The organism is Bacillus sp. FSL R5-0603, assembly GCF_038050295.1.
In the GTDB taxonomy this organism is placed as follows: domain Bacteria; phylum Bacillota; class Bacilli; order Bacillales; family Bacillaceae; genus Bacillus; species Bacillus subtilis.
The window spans coordinates 2,362,373-2,374,936 of the sequence record NZ_JBBOYP010000001.1; the positions used below are offsets into that span (position 1 = coordinate 2,362,373).

Below are 12,564 nucleotides of genomic sequence, written 5' to 3' on the forward strand. Positions count from 1 at the left end.
TCACATTTGATTCATCATCTGATACATAGGCACAAGCATAGATAAATACACAAGTAAGATCATCGCTGCAACAAATCCATAAATCATTGGCTGAAGGATGCCTGTCCATTTTTGCGCTTTGTGTTCCAGCCGCTGTAATATGAATTGGCTGTATGTGAAAAGCTCCCGATCCAATCGGCCGCTCAGCTGGCCGTGAGATATGACTTTTGATAAATCAGTTTCATAAAAAGGGCTTCCACAAATAGCGGATTCAATTGACTCACCGGCTTTTAGCCGTTCAATCAATTGTTCAGCCTCGCAGCGGTAGAAAGGGAGAAACGTTTGATGTTTAAATGCATTAAGGCTGTCATAAATTGAGAGGCCTGATTTTAAAAGGCTGCTTAGCTGCAAAGAAAAAAAGTAGCTGTTTAACAGCTTGACAAGCTTTCCAACCAAAGGAATCCTGATACAAATCAGCATTTGCCGGGCAGGTGATTTTTTCTTAAACACAAGCCAATAATAAATCCCGATACCTGCTGTAAAAAGAACAAGCAAAATGATCACAAGATCAATATGCTGAAAAAAAGCAAAAAGCATATCGGTTGAACGTGAGGTTTCCATATTCATCGATTGATAGATACCGGAAAACTGAGGAATGATGATGGACTGTAACATATAAAACATGACAGCGACCGTAAAGATGAGGAAAAGCGGATAGCGCAGCACTCTTTTCAGCTGGTCTGCCTGTGCAATTTTTCGTTCCAGCAGCTCTCCGCTCTGGATCATGGAAGCAGGCAGTTCACCATGTGTTTCAGCAAAATAACAAATACCTACGGCTTCCTTATGAAATGACAAACTCTTTAGTACTTGATAAAACGGAGCCCCTTCCCTCAAACAAGTGACCGTATCAGTCAAGTCAGCCGCCTGCCTCTTATTCATCTGAAGTTCCATCAGGCGTAATCCATCCAGAAGCGTATATCCCCCCGCAGTCATTTCACCGAGCCGCTTTAATAACCTGGCTTGATCCTTTAATGACCAGACTTTTCTAATCTTTTTCATGATAAACCCACCGGTCATAGTTGTTTGTCGTTAAATAGCCGAGCGCAATTCCTTTTCTGATAATTTGACGAAGCGTTTGATATTGGTAATTTGCATGATTTCCTTTTGCCTCCTGGATACATTGCTGAAGATTTTTCCCGTATAGAAGCTCATAAACGCTAGCTCTCCTGGTATTTCGTGACTGTCGGCAATACACTGATGAACATCCGTTTTCACAAAACGGGCAAGCCAAATCAACCAAGCGCTGAGCCGCTATTGCAATGACAGTCTGTTCAATTTCATTCATATTGATACCGAATTCAAGCAGTCTGTAAATGGCGCCCTTTGCGTCTCTCGTATGAAGGCTCGTCAGTACCAGATGTCCCGTCATCGCTGCCCGCACCGCAATTTCAGCTGTTTCCGCGTCTCTGATCTCACCTAAAATAATCATATCGGGATCATGGCGCAAAATTGCTTTCAGACCTGCGGAATAAGTTACACCGGCTTTTTCATTCACCTGAACCTGAAGAACATCTTCGTCCCTTGTTTCAACAGGGTCCTCTAATGTGACAATATTTCGATTAAAGTGTTTTTTTGCATATTGAACGAGAGAGTATAATGTGGTAGTCTTCCCTGAACCAGTCGGCCCAGTAAAAATGAGCATGCCATGGGAATGTTTTAAAAACGAGAGTAATGTGGCTCCTGTCTTCGGAAATAGCGACAATTTATCAATCGAAGGGATATTGTATTGGGGCATCACTCTGATCACGAGGCTTTCTTCATTAATTGTGGGCAGCGTTGACATTCTTAAATGAACATTTCCCTCTTTCAGCTTTAACGTAAGCGAACCGTTTTGCGGCTTTCGCCTTTCACCTATATCCATTGCTGAAAGAAATTTAAAATGTGAAATCAGTCTTACGCACTCTTCTTTTTTCATGTCCCTTTTTTTCAGCAAGGCATGATCGACCCGAAAATGAATGATAGCGTCCCGCTCCCTCGGCACGATGTGAATATCAGAAGCCTTTGTTAGATATGCCTCTTCAATCAAGTTTTTGCTTACATTTTCTATTAAATCCAATTTGATTCCCTCTCCTTTCAATGCGTATTGTAGAAAAAGAAGGAGCGGTAATCAAACAGGGAAAACGTGATTTTGTGAGATGTTATATGCTGAAAAACCAATTCTTTCTGGCAAGAAAAAAAACTTTCAACTGAATGTGCCCCTTTCATTATAATTTTCCCAATAATAAAAAAGCAGACATGGTCACCATGCCTGCTTGATTCCATTTTCATTATGCTGTTTTCGCTTTTTGACCAGTATCTTTCTCAACGGAAAAGTCGCCTAATGCAACAATACCGGTCATTTTTAAGAATCGATAAACGGCGGATTTGATGCTCTGCCATAAGCGCCTTGACATCGTATCCGGTCACCCTGATATGTCTGGTGAAAAAGCGGGGCACGCTGCACAAAATATGAAATATCCTATAGAGTCCGCCTTTTTCGAGGTTTCTTTTTCTTCTTCCGCTCCTGCAGCATATCTCCCGTCCAGCCTTTTTTTCTCAAATAGAGATAGATCAGAACTGTAGATGTGACAATCAATAAGAGGGAAAAGAGATATCCGTATTTCCAATTCAGTTCCGGCATCACTGAAAAGTTCATCCCCCATAAGGCACCCAGAGCTGTAATAGGCGTAAAAAGCGTCGTGAAAATGGTCAGTGCTTTTACAATTTCATTCCCCCTATGTGAGGTAATGACTTCCTCAGAATGCAGCAGATTGTTAAGCTCCCCTTCAAATTCGCTGATGTATGTAAATCCCCTGTCAATTTTCAGTTGTGTCCGCTGATAATCCTTTTTCTCTTCATTTTGAGGTAAAAAGGTTTCTTTCAACGCCATTTCAATTTTTTTAGCGCTTAGTATCAAATTTTTCCAAATCATCAGTTCATGGCGCAGGAGATGGACGCGGTTTAAAATGCTTTTGCTATTGTCGTCTTTAATCTGCCATCTAAGCTTTCTCAGCTTTACTTCAAATTCATCAACACCGATTAAATACGCATTCATTAGTTCGCCGAGAAGAATTAAAAACCCCTCTATCGCATTGTCCGCTCTTTCCATTTGCCGGACAACTTCTTTTCCTTTAATCTCTCTCAAAATCGAAAAGTCAAAATTGATTGTAAAAAAGTATTGTCTGGTGATATAAAAGTGAAAAACAGTATGGTCTTTTTCTTCACCAAGCCCCTGATCATAAACAATCGACCCAAATACCGCTTCATTTTCCGTTTCAGTTGTATCTACTCGCAAAAAATTAACGTGGTGGTTATTTTCAAACCACTTTTCACACTGAGACCAGTGAGAAAAATGGATTAGATCTCTTGCCTTACTTCTTTCTTGAGGCCCCATTTGGTACCAAAACCAATCCTTTCCTGTATGTGCCTTCATGTCAAGATCCTCCAAACTTTTGTTCTTTATTCTTTAATTGCCCAATAACCGCGTCACTAAACCAGTCTGCCGCTTCAACACATGTTTTATGAGCATTTTCAGGTGGTATGGAATGTAGAAAGACATCGGAAAAGGGAGGTGCATGCCTTCCTTGGAGAAGGCAGTTGTTTTGGAATTTGTCAATTTACTAGCAGTCGCTATTCTCATTTTGTTAACAGGATTTTTTGTTGCCGTAGAATTTTCAATCGTAAAAGTGCGGCGGTCCAAAATTGATCAGCTTGTCGCAAAAGGAAAGAAAGGTGCTAAAGCGGCAAAGCATGTCATCACTCACCTTGATGAATATTTATCAGCCTGTCAGTTAGGCATCACAGTCGCAGCTTTAGGACTGGGATGGCTTGGGGAACCGACTGTGCAAACTCTGCTTCGACCGCTTTTTCATAAAGCAGGCTTAAATGAATCGCTTACCCACCTGCTTTCACTCGTCATCGCATTTTTAGCGGTTACGTATTTAAATGTCGTTATCGGGGAGCTGGCGCCAAAGAGTTTCGCCATTCAAAAAGCAGAAAGCATTACCTTGTTGTTCGCTAAACCGCTTATTTGGTTTTATAAGATCATGTTTCCATTCATTTGGCTGTTGAACCACTCTGCCCGATTAATTACAGGAGTGTTTGGGCTGAAGCCGGCATCAGAGCATGAGCTGGCTTATACAGAGGAAGAACTTCGGGTCCTATTGGCTGAAAGCTATAAAAGCGGCGAGATCAGAAAAAGTGAATTAAAGTACATGAATAATATCTTCACCTTTGATAAACGAATGGCAAAGGAAATTATGGTGCCGCGAAATGAAATGGTTAGTTTGTCACTAGATGAAGACTCCATTTCAAATCTTCAGGAAACAGTCAAGCAAACAAAATATACACGGTACCCGGTTGTAAGAGAGGATAAAGATAACGTCATTGGCGTGATTAATATGAAAGAAGTGCTGTTTTCCATGCTGACAAAAGATTTTTCAATCAAGAAACATCAAATTGAACCTTTCGTACAGCCCGTTATCCATGTCATTGAGACGATTCCTATTTATAAACTGCTGCTGAAAATGCAAAAGGAACGCACTCATATGGCGATCCTCATAGATGAATATGGCGGGACGTCCGGTTTGGTCACTGTCGAAGATATTATCGAGGAAATTGTAGGAGAAATCCGTGATGAATTTGATGCGGATGAAGTGCCTCATATCCGCGAACTTGGAAAGGATCATTACTTGTTAAATGCAAAATTATTAATCAGCGATGTTAACAGCCTGCTTGGAACCGATTTATCAGACGCAGAAGTAGACACCTTGGGCGGCTGGTTTTTGACACAAAACATAGACGCTGAGCCTGAAAGTGCCATAGAATATGATGGCTACTCTTTTAAGGTAAAAGACATCAACAGCCATCACATTTTATTTATAGAAGTTAAAAAAGCTGAATAGCCCGTGAAAGGCTGTTCAGCTGCTATCTTTCAAGATAAACATGGCAAAGGCATCAACACTCTTTTATTTTAAACCCTTTATTGGCCAGGGCTTTAGCAAGACTTTGCTCAGTTTTCACATTCGAAAAATCCAGACCCAGCTTCACGACAGTTTGGGCAATTTCCGGCCTGATTCCTGAAATAATCGTCTCAATGCCGAGCAATTTGGTGCTGTCAATCACTTTAAAAATTTGATAGGCTACCATGGTATCAACGATAGGAACGCCCGAAATATCTAAAAATAAATACGAGAGCTTTAACGCTGAGCACTGCTCCAGCACAGACTCCAAAATCGTCCTCGCTCTGTGCGTATCAATTTCACCGACAAGCGGAAGAATCCCAATTCCATCAGTAATCGGCATAATCGGCGCACTCAATTCATTAATCATTTCTTTTTGCGCGTTTAATTGTATCATGGTCACCTGGTGATATTCTTCCGTAAATACTTCGATGATCTCATCAATGTTTTGATTCAAGATCCGGCTCCACTCATAAAATTCCTGAATGCTGATGTCTTGAGAAGAAGCTTCGCTGAATTTCTGAATCCATTCAAACATGATGTGCCTGAAAGTGTTAAACTGGCCGACACTTTGTGTAACCGTCACTTCATGAACGGCACGGTCTCTGGCGCATTGAAGAGACCACCGGTTGAGCTCATCCTCTACGTCTTCTTTTCTAAGGGATTTTGCTACGATGGTCACCAATAATTCATGCTGGTCTTTTAACTTTTGTTCTAGTTTTTGCTGATCTTTCGCTGAATACAGCCAGCTGCCGTTTGACGTACAAACTTCCAGCCATTGTTGCGTGATATCTTCTTTGTGCTCTGTTAAGTGCTGATCAAGAGCTATCATCTTAATGAGCTCCCTCCTGTTTTTGAAAAATGTACGCTATATATGTATAACGCGTCTGCCTTTACACATACTATGTTTAGATTCAATGGGCTATAGCCAAGCGGTAAGGCAATGGACTTTGACTCCGTGATCGTTGGTTCGAATCCAGCTAGCCCAGTTTCTGAACAGGTGAAAAACCGAAGATAAGCTGATTCGAATAAATCAGCGGATCTTCGGTTTTTCATCATGCAGATTGATGAACCGTTTTCTTCTTCGATAACTTCAACAGTTCTCCCGGGTTATAACCAATCACCAGCTTTTTGTTGTCTACTAGAATCGGGCGTCGCAAAAGCTTCGGCTTCTCGATTAAAAGTTCCAGCACCTCATTTACCGTCATTTCTTCAATGTTTAAATTTAAATTTTTGAAAGTCTGGCTTCTTGTCGCCAAAATTTCATCAATTCCTTCTGTCGTTAACGATAAAATGTACTTTAATTCTTCTCTTGTCGGGGTTTCTCTGAATAAGTGCCGTTCGTTAAATTCAATTTGATGTGCTTTAAGCCAATGTTTTGTTTTTCGGCATGACGTGCAGCTTGGATATGAGTAAAAAGTTAATTGTTGTTCCATTCGTTTTTTCCTCCTCAGTTAACCATCTCTTTGTAGAATAACTACCCGGATCATTTTTCATTTAAACCATTTACAGAACTTTTTTCGGATTATTTTTTAAAAAACATTCATACAATAGAAAACACAATCATAGGGACAAATTCCATTTGTATATTAATAATGAAAATGTTTACATTTCTAGGTGTGATCTATTATAATAACAGTCAGAGGGACTCTCGGGAGGGGATAAAATTGAATCGCATGTTCCGGGTGTTAGGATTTTGGACGGGAATTTTTGCAGTCATGTTTTATTTAGGTGATATGAAAGATGCTTCCCTTTTATTTTTTGGACAGACGATCTTATTTGTGTTTCTATCGTATTTGAACTTAACCGAACGCATGTATATTTATATTTTTGGCGCTTATTTAACGATTTTCTTCGCCGGCTTTACATATTACTCAATTTTTATTATGGTGCCCGGCGGCGGAGGCCATTAAATGCAGAAAGAGACAAACCTTATCGGTTTGTCTCTTTTTTTACAATGAAAACCCATTTAAAAACGGATTTTGGTCCTGCTCAGTCAGTACGTCTGTTTCAGGTCCATGGCCGCTTAACACCAGCGTGTGTTCCGGAAGTGTAAGCAGTTTTTCATGAATGGACGTCAGCAGCGTCTCTTGATCGCCGCCTATTAAATCCGTACGTCCTATACCGCCTTGGAACAAAACATCTCCGGAGATGACCAAGTCTGCATCTTTCACGTAGTAAGACACACTGCCTGGTGAATGTCCCGGCGTAAATAATGTTTCCAAATGAAACGGCCCGATATTCAACTCACCGTCACCTTCAATTAGATGATCTGCAGGCTTAGCTGTGACTTCTATCCCTCGCAGCATGCCGGAGCCGTTTAAAGAAGCGTCCGTAAGCCAATTTTTTTCATTTTGATGCAGGTAAACAGGGATATCCCATTTTTCTCTCACTTCATCAAGCGCCCCAATATGGTCAAAATGGGCATGTGTAAGCAAAATGGCTAAAGGCGTCAGCCCTTTTTCTTTTATGTATTGATTGATTTTATGTCCCTCGCCGCCCGGGTCAAAAATCAGGCATTGATCATCATTGATGAGAAAATATGCGTTCGCTTGAATCGGCCCTACTGGCATTCGTCTCCATTTCACTATTATCACCTCTTTCTTTTTTATGCTCTTATTATGAGGGTTTTTTAAAAAAGATTCAAACAATCGCAATGAAAACGCTATCGACAAACCTATAAAAAACAGGTAGAATAAAACTGGAAAGAATTGCAGGTTTTTCAATGTAAAGGGGGCTGTGTTATGTTACTTGTCGTGATTTTCGGCCTTGTCGCTCTTTTCGCTTTATGGGGAGTCTTGCGTTCTGTTAGAAATAAAAATATACTCGGGTTTTTATTAGCCGGTGCCACCTTATTTGTCTTTGGATGGTTTACCGTGATGACCGTAATAAACAGCGGGTATCCAACCGCACATTAAAACCTGTATCCGATCGGATACAGGTTTATTTTTATGGCTGTAAATGTTTATTGACACTTTCTATTTTGCTCTCAAGCGTCGTTTTTTTGTCACGCCTGTCATCGATGCGGATATTCGTTGCCACTCTGTGCAATCCTTTTTGAAATGGCGCTTCGTGAATTGCCTGAATGACTGCAAAAAGGTCACTGAGTTCTCCCTCGATCAGCGTATTCATCGGTGTCAGCTGATATTTGATTTTCCCTTCTGCTTGATATCCTTCTAATATCTTTTGCACATCGGCTACGTAAGCACTGACACTGGGTGTTTCCGTACCGATTGGGATAATGGTTACATCTGCGATAGCCATCGTTATTCCATCTCCTTTTGATCAATGATGAGTTGCTTCGTTTCATGTGATTTCAATAAAATAATTTGCTCAAAATGAAAGCCGTATAACGCATATTTCCCGTTCGGAGATATTTGAATCGGCTCCATTTCCCGCAAAGACACAAGATCTTTTGTCTCTCCCGATGCTACATTGATTGCTGCGAGCTTATATGCATCGCCGCTTTGTTTGAATGTATAAAACAGGCCTCCTGCTTCATCATAGTCATACTCCATTGGAGCCAAATTTGTATATTTCGCTTGGAGCGGCCATTTCGCTGTAACAGGTGATGTTGATTGCGGCGTATTAAACTGATACGTCCCTTTTCCTCCGGAAGCTGATTTGACAGTAAAACTCATTTGATGGAAAGAATCGAAGAATAGAACGTCATCCTCAAGCTTCTGTTCCGTCTTAGAAGCTGTATCGAACGTATATAAAGGCCCTGTTTTATCGTCTCTTCCCTCTTTTACATAATCAAATGTATTTTTGGATGTCCAATGAATGAACGGAACCTGTACTGGGCTTAAGAAAGATTCGTCTTTTTTAGCATTCACCTGATATGTATGGAAATCCCAGTTTTCATTGAATTCCGTCACCATCATTTGATAAGGATCATACTGATTCCAAGCAGCCTCAAGCTCATACGTTTCGTAATCTTTTTCGTATAGCGTCTCTCCTTCTGCATTAAGCAAAACCACTGCCGTCTTTTGGCTATGTGTGATTTGCAGCAGAATCATCTGCTCCCTCGCATTGATTTGAACATCAACGATTTGACCATCCGTTTGATAGAGCTCTTTCGCTTCGCCTGTAAAGATGCGGTACGCAAAAAGCTCTGTTTTCGTCGGATTAGACGCAGTATATAATATTGTGCTGTTATTCAGCCAGCCTTCCGCCCCATCCGCTTTTTCCGCGGAAAGCGGTATGATGTCTTTTTTCTCATCTTTTGCCGCCGATGCCTGTTTTTGCTGCTGATGAGATGGTTCGCATGCCGATAAACTAAACAGCAATACCGCCAGCAGAATAAAACAAACTGATCTCATCAGCATTCCCCTCCGATCATCTTTATTCTCTCATATTTGCTTCGGCAGAAAAAAGAAAAAGTTTCAGTTACTCATGAAAAAATAACGCCCTCCACAAGATGCCGTTTGTGGCGTTATATATGTGTGAAAACTGCTGAAACGGCAAAGGATTTTGGCCTTTTCCAAGTTCCACCGTATACCCTTCCTTAAAATAATGGTGAATAAACCAATCACGAAATCCAGCATAGCTGTCTATATCCCTTACTCCCTTATAAATGTTCCCGCTTAACTCCTCAAAATCCTTTATGACGGCAGCAGATTCCTCAGGCTCAAGGCCTTTATAGCCCCAATAAATTTCTTCTCCTTGAGTATGAAGAGCCAGCAGTCTGTCAGGCGGATTTTCCGTGATCAGCCGGTACATCGCAGTGGATTCCGGCTCCGTAAGCGGAGAGATTCCCGGAAAATCGCGGTAGCTGGGTGCTGTCGGTTTTCGGTATTTTTCAATTTCCCATAATGATGGAAATTGTTTATTTAAATCAACCCCGTTTATATTCGCTTTCCATTCATTAAAATTCGGACGATGTTCATTTAGACTTTCGAGCTCATCTCTTCTGGCTCCCATGACTTCTGATCCGTTTAAGACAAGATCAACGCCATCAGGATTGACAAGAGGAACGAGGGATAAGGATGTGCTGTTAAACAGCTTTATGGGGGAAAAGCCAAAGAAAGGCGAATTGCTACATAATGACATACAGTATTCCTTAAACCATTTTAGCAGGACAGACGTTGTAATCCACTCATTCGCATGAAATGACGCGTTCATATGGACCTTTTTTACGGCATGCTCCCCACCAGCCTTCAGCTCCCAGATAGGCCTGCCGAGTACAGAACGGCCAATTTCCCGGCATGAGACAAACGGGAAAATATCAATAATCTTCTTTATTTCCTTTTCAACAGCTGAATCATCATAGATTTTCTCTTGCTCAATCCAGCTATCAGAATGTTTCAGCTGCCGAGGCTGTAAAAAGCGCTTTATGTCCTGAATGGTTTGAAGCTCTTTGCCGCTATGCTCCTCTATCACATAACCAGGGCAATACAATTGATGTTTTTGTGCGGAGCGATTTGCACTTTTAAGCAATTCCTCGTCTATCTTCAGTTCTTTCGCCACTCTGGCCAAATTGTTCTTGATCTCAGGTTTCACCGTAATAAACGCCATCATCATCCCCCTTTTTTGTTACTATATGACAGCGTATTTAAAAAAAGAAAGCCTCCCGCTCACTTTGATGCGGGAGACATTGTGATTACGATGCCTGATCAAGCATTTGTTTTTCTTTCCGTTTTGACGAATTGTCCAGCCTTTTCTGATCATAAAATCGCAACAAATCCCCATAAATGATTTCATCAGAAAGTGATAGCTCCTGTTTTGCTTTATCAGCAAATGCTTCACATTGTTTTGTCTCTTCTAATGGTTTTCCCGTCTCTTTGTCATAACACGCACCGTCTGTATAAACAACCTGATCTGTGATAAAGCTCCCGTCCCGGAGCACCGTAAAGTCCAGTTTTTCGTCTGAAAGCAGATCGTTGCCGAATTGAATTTGATCTTTCGTATCAATCCCTAAAAGATTCATCAGCGTCGGCCTGATATCAATCTGCCCGCCTACTGTTTCAATGGTTTGCGGCTTTTTATCAGTAATACCCGGAATATGAATGACAAGCGGCACTTTTTGGAGCTGCACCTCTTCAAATGGGGTTATTTCTTTTCCTAAAAACTGCCCCATCGCTTCATTATGGTTTTCTGATATACCATAATGGTCACCATATAATACAATAACAGAGTTGTCGTATAACCCGTCTTCCTTCAGCTTTTCGATAAACCGTTTCAGCGCCTCATCCTGATAACGCACTGTCGGAAAATATTTATTTAGCGTCTGGCTGCTTGAATCATATTCATCAATCAATTGATCCTCTTCATCAAGGTCAAACGGGAAGTGGTTCGTCAGTGTAATCAGCCTCGAGTAAAACGGCTGAGGCAGATTTTTCATCAGCTCTGAAGACTGCTCAAAAAATTCTTTATCCTTAAGTCCCCAGCCGACTGAATTTTCGTCAGTTACATCATACGAGTTAATATCAAAAAACGAATCATATCCAAATGAGTCGTACATTAAATCACGATTCCAAAAGCTCTTATTATTAGCGTGGAGCACCGCTGAATAGTATCCGCTGTTTTTTAAAATTTCAGGAGCGGCCATATATTGATTGCCCGCATTCGTAAAAAACACGGCACCTCGTCCAAGCGGATACAGTGAATTGTCCACGATAAATTCAGAATCCGAGGTTTTCCCCTGGCCTGTTTGGTGGTAAACATTATTAAAGTTGTAGCTCTGTTTTATAAAGTCATTCAGAAAAGGCGTGATTTCTTCTCCATTCAATTTTTCATTAATCACGAAGCTTTGCGTCGACTCTAAGGATACGAGAATGACGTTCCTTCCTTTTGCAGCGCCGAAAAAGCGTTTGTTGGCATCCTTCGCATTAGCGGTTACGTAGTTTTCAATTTCCGTCAGGCTGTTGCTGTCTGCCAACGCTCTCTGTGCGGATTGCTTTGACTGAAGAACGCCATCGTAAATATGAAAATTAAACAGGCTAATGTTTTTAACAAGCATTTCTCTGTCAAATGAGCGTGTCAATAGCTGAGGTCTTTCCGCCTCAGACAAGCCCAGGTTGAAGAAATAAACAGAAGCAACGAACAAAAAATAAGCCGCCCGTTCATTTTTCGTTGAGGGAATGTCCGATTGAAAAGCTTTTTGCCCGATGTGAAGCCATATTAAAACCGCAATATCTACAGCTAATAGGAGGTCTGTCGGCTCAAGAAGTGTTCCGATGCTGCTTCCGAGATCACCCATATTGCTCGTTTGAAAAAGAACAGGGATTGTTAAGAAATCATTGTAAAAACGGTAAAAAACCATATTTGCCAGCAATACAAACGTGACAAGACAGCTCATCGCGATAATATAGCGATTTCTGTTTTTGCCTTTTAAAAACAGGCTGAGGCCAAAAATAAGCAACAAAAAACTCAATGGGTTGATAAACAGAATAAATTCCTGTGTTAGATTGTCGATTTTAATATGAAAACTGGTTTTGTAAACAGCATACGTTTTCAGCCACATCAATAAAATGGCAATCAGCATAAATGAAATCTTCGAAAAAAACGTTTTTCGCATTTCAACCTCCTATGCAGCACGCTCAAAAAATCAGTCTATTCCCAACATTCTCATTAACACATCAAA

Annotated in this window: 14 protein-coding genes and 1 tRNA gene; 4 read left to right on the forward strand and 11 right to left on the reverse strand. The window is 40.9% G+C overall.

What is annotated here, in order from left to right:
- From comGB to corA, 4 genes are all read right to left on the reverse strand, one after another.
- Positions 1-1,038, reverse strand: a complete 1,038-nt coding sequence (gene comGB, locus NYE56_RS12020) for a comG operon protein ComGB (RefSeq protein WP_341283895.1) — start codon at positions 1,036-1,038, stop codon at positions 1-3.
- Positions 1,025-2,095 (reverse strand): competence protein ComGA, encoded by a 1,071-nt coding sequence (comGA, locus tag NYE56_RS12025; RefSeq protein ID WP_341283896.1) that lies wholly within the window; start codon positions 2,093-2,095, stop codon positions 1,025-1,027. Before comGA ends, comGB begins: the two co-directional genes overlap by 14 nt.
- A 211-nt stretch (positions 2,096-2,306) precedes the next feature.
- Positions 2,307-2,432 carry a hypothetical protein gene (locus NYE56_RS12030; RefSeq protein ID WP_268555523.1) on the reverse strand — a complete coding sequence of 42 codons (126 nt, stop codon included), beginning with the start codon at positions 2,430-2,432 and terminating at the stop codon, positions 2,307-2,309.
- Positions 2,433-2,497: 65 nt separating this feature from the next.
- Entirely contained in the window at positions 2,498-3,451 is a 954-nt protein-coding gene (corA, locus tag NYE56_RS12035) for a magnesium transporter CorA (RefSeq protein ID WP_341283897.1), read from the reverse strand.
- Positions 3,452-3,593: 142 nt separating this feature from the next.
- On the opposite strand from corA, the gene NYE56_RS12040 reads away from it, so the two are divergent.
- Positions 3,594-4,922, forward strand: a complete 1,329-nt coding sequence (locus NYE56_RS12040) for a hemolysin family protein (RefSeq protein ID WP_088467262.1) — start codon at positions 3,594-3,596, stop codon at positions 4,920-4,922.
- Positions 4,923-4,974: 52 nt separating this feature from the next.
- Here NYE56_RS12040 and rsbRD read toward each other — a convergent pair whose 3' ends face one another.
- Positions 4,975-5,811, reverse strand: coding sequence for an RsbT co-antagonist protein RsbRD (rsbRD, locus tag NYE56_RS12045; RefSeq protein ID WP_041850019.1), 837 nt, complete (start codon positions 5,809-5,811; stop codon positions 4,975-4,977).
- Between the two features lie 86 nt (positions 5,812-5,897).
- Between rsbRD and NYE56_RS12050 the strand changes: the two genes are divergently transcribed.
- Positions 5,898-5,968: transfer RNA gene (locus NYE56_RS12050), tRNA-Gln, on the forward strand.
- Between the two features lie 66 nt (positions 5,969-6,034).
- Here NYE56_RS12050 and mgsR read toward each other — a convergent pair.
- Positions 6,035-6,415 carry a transcriptional regulator MgsR gene (gene mgsR, locus NYE56_RS12055; RefSeq protein WP_003230147.1) on the reverse strand — a complete coding sequence of 127 codons (381 nt, stop codon included), beginning with the start codon at positions 6,413-6,415 and terminating at the stop codon, positions 6,035-6,037.
- Positions 6,416-6,646: 231 nt separating this feature from the next.
- Here mgsR and NYE56_RS12060 point away from each other — a divergent pair, with 231 nt between their 5' ends.
- Complete coding sequence (locus tag NYE56_RS12060) at positions 6,647-6,892, forward strand: DUF2626 domain-containing protein (RefSeq protein WP_003226300.1); 246 nt, start codon at positions 6,647-6,649, stop codon at positions 6,890-6,892.
- 39 nt (positions 6,893-6,931) lie between these two features.
- On the opposite strand, the gene NYE56_RS12065 is transcribed toward NYE56_RS12060, so the two are convergent.
- Complete coding sequence (locus NYE56_RS12065) at positions 6,932-7,567, reverse strand: MBL fold metallo-hydrolase (protein ID WP_123373073.1); 636 nt, start codon at positions 7,565-7,567, stop codon at positions 6,932-6,934.
- A 156-nt stretch (positions 7,568-7,723) separates the two neighbouring features.
- Here NYE56_RS12065 and NYE56_RS12070 point away from each other — a divergent pair, with 156 nt between their 5' ends.
- Positions 7,724-7,897: a DUF2759 domain-containing protein gene (locus tag NYE56_RS12070; RefSeq protein WP_003230141.1), complete on the forward strand. Its 174-nt coding sequence runs from the start codon at positions 7,724-7,726 to the stop codon at positions 7,895-7,897.
- A 31-nt stretch (positions 7,898-7,928) separates the two neighbouring features.
- Here NYE56_RS12070 and NYE56_RS12075 read toward each other — a convergent pair whose 3' ends face one another.
- From NYE56_RS12075 to NYE56_RS12090, 4 genes are all read right to left on the reverse strand, one after another.
- A complete protein-coding gene (locus tag NYE56_RS12075) occupies positions 7,929-8,243 on the reverse strand; it encodes an MTH1187 family thiamine-binding protein (protein ID WP_003230139.1) in 315 nt (104 codons plus the stop codon).
- 2 nt (positions 8,244-8,245) lie between these two features.
- Positions 8,246-9,301 carry a YqgU-like beta propeller domain-containing protein gene (locus NYE56_RS12080; RefSeq protein WP_445684726.1) on the reverse strand — a complete coding sequence of 352 codons (1,056 nt, stop codon included), beginning with the start codon at positions 9,299-9,301 and terminating at the stop codon, positions 8,246-8,248.
- Positions 9,302-9,368: 67 nt separating this feature from the next.
- Positions 9,369-10,499 (reverse strand): M14 family metallopeptidase, encoded by a 1,131-nt coding sequence (locus tag NYE56_RS12085; RefSeq protein ID WP_341284396.1) that lies wholly within the window; start codon positions 10,497-10,499, stop codon positions 9,369-9,371.
- Positions 10,500-10,581: 82 nt separating this feature from the next.
- Positions 10,582-12,498 (reverse strand): LTA synthase family protein, encoded by a 1,917-nt coding sequence (locus NYE56_RS12090; protein ID WP_341283899.1) that lies wholly within the window; start codon positions 12,496-12,498, stop codon positions 10,582-10,584.
- Positions 12,499-12,564 lie beyond the last annotated feature (66 nt).

Excerpts from the sequence above, each read along its gene's own strand:
- comGB (WP_341283895.1), bottom strand. The coding sequence starts at position 1,038 with ATGAAAAAGATTAGAAAAGTCTGGTCATTAAAGGATCAAGCCAGGTTA.
- NYE56_RS12030 (WP_268555523.1), bottom strand. The coding sequence starts at position 2,432 with ATGTCAAGGCGCTTATGGCAGAGCATCAAATCCGCCGTTTATCGATTC.
- corA (WP_341283897.1), bottom strand. The coding sequence starts at position 3,451 with ATGAAGGCACATACAGGAAAGGATTGGTTTTGGTACCAAATGGGGCCT.
- NYE56_RS12040 (WP_088467262.1), top strand. The coding sequence starts at position 3,594 with ATGCCTTCCTTGGAGAAGGCAGTTGTTTTGGAATTTGTCAATTTACTA.
- rsbRD (WP_041850019.1), bottom strand. The coding sequence starts at position 5,811 with ATGATAGCTCTTGATCAGCACTTAACAGAGCACAAAGAAGATATCACG.
- mgsR (WP_003230147.1), bottom strand. The coding sequence starts at position 6,415 with ATGGAACAACAATTAACTTTTTACTCATATCCAAGCTGCACGTCATGC.
- NYE56_RS12070 (WP_003230141.1), top strand. The coding sequence starts at position 7,724 with ATGTTACTTGTCGTGATTTTCGGCCTTGTCGCTCTTTTCGCTTTATGG.
- NYE56_RS12075 (WP_003230139.1), bottom strand. The coding sequence starts at position 8,243 with ATGGCTATCGCAGATGTAACCATTATCCCAATCGGTACGGAAACACCC.
- NYE56_RS12080 (WP_445684726.1), bottom strand. The coding sequence starts at position 9,301 with ATGAGATCAGTTTGTTTTATTCTGCTGGCGGTATTGCTGTTTAGTTTA.
- NYE56_RS12085 (WP_341284396.1), bottom strand. The coding sequence starts at position 10,499 with ATGATGGCGTTTATTACGGTGAAACCTGAGATCAAGAACAATTTGGCC.
- NYE56_RS12090 (WP_341283899.1), bottom strand. The coding sequence starts at position 12,498 with ATGCGAAAAACGTTTTTTTCGAAGATTTCATTTATGCTGATTGCCATT.